General features: G+C 63.7%; 1 protein-coding gene and 1 pseudogene. Both read right to left on the minus strand.

Features of this window, described 5'->3' with window-relative positions:
• Positions 1–343, minus strand: a 343-nt coding sequence (locus F6Q13_RS19185; protein ID WP_293059899.1) for an alpha/beta fold hydrolase, incomplete at its 3' end; no start/stop codon positions are given.
• Positions 340–666, minus strand: a pseudogene (locus F6Q13_RS19190) (hypothetical protein); the annotation flags it as partial. The gene F6Q13_RS19185 and the pseudogene F6Q13_RS19190, both read right to left, overlap by 4 nt.

Genomic DNA, 666 nt, shown 5'->3' on the forward strand with positions numbered 1-666 from the left:
GCTGGCAGTAGTCGCGATGTTGATAGCTGAACTGCATGGCCACACCGCCACCGAGTGATTGACCGACCACAGTCGCCCGGCTGATGCCGAGCTGATCGAGCAGATCACGCAGCGACACCGCGAACGCCCCCAACGAGTAGTCTCCGCGCGGCTTGGCTGATTCACCGTGGCCCAACAGGTCCGGTGCCACCACCCGATACTTCTTCGACAACTGGGGGATGACGGCTCGCCAGGTCGCCGAACTCCCTGCCATGCCATGAATCAACAGCAGCGTCTCGCCGGTCCCTGCCTCCCGATAGGCAATACGCTCACCGTGCAGATCGAGATAGTTCATCTGGCTCACCTGAACCGATCTCCATCCCCTGGTTTTACGGCATGCTGGCACGACGTCACAACAATCGCTTCTCCCGGACTTCGAGCAGGCATCGGCATCACTTGCGGTCTGGTTTGTGTCCGCGCTGACACGCGGGGATCGCGGCGGAATTGGCGCACTGCCGCGATCGCTGTCGTGAGTCCGCGGCGGCGCCCACTCGCTAGGTCGGTCCCGGCGAAACCAGTCCCCAGTCCGGCGAACATCCGCTCGCTGCGGGTCTCCGGAGCGTCGTCGGCGGTGTCACGCAAGTAGCGGTCCGGCAGCGACAGTTTGGCAATGGTGCGCCACGCCTT

The organism is Mycobacterium sp. (genome assembly GCF_008709575.1).
Taxonomy (GTDB): domain Bacteria; phylum Actinomycetota; class Actinomycetes; order Mycobacteriales; family Mycobacteriaceae; genus Mycobacterium.